This window comes from Monashia sp. HAY1-2A (genome assembly GCF_056755315.1).
The window spans coordinates 1-237 of sequence record NZ_JBNDHY010000765.1 but is presented as its reverse complement, the minus strand read 5'-3'; the positions used below and the strand labels follow the sequence as shown (position 1 = coordinate 237).

Genomic DNA, 237 nt, shown 5'->3' with positions numbered 1-237 from the left:
CGGTTCCGTGACTGGCTCGGCGGGCAGCTGTCCGGTGTCGGTGGCCCGCCGTCGGCGCCGGGCTGGGCGCTGCCGGTCACGCTCGTCGTCCTCGCCGTCGTCGTGGCCGCCCTCCTCGTCGTCGCGGTACGGCGGTCCCCGGTCTTCTCGCGGGCCGGCGCAGGCGGCGGGGTCCTCGACGAGCCGCACATGACCTCGGCGGACTACCGGGCCCGAGGCGAGGTCGCTCTCACCCGC

The 237-nt window shown here is 77.2% G+C and carries 1 protein-coding gene; it reads left to right on the top strand.

Annotated elements, in window-relative coordinates; translation table 11 throughout:
- Positions 1-237: hypothetical protein (locus ACPYOM_RS23840; RefSeq protein WP_481347881.1), on the top strand; the 237-nt coding region annotated here is incomplete at both ends.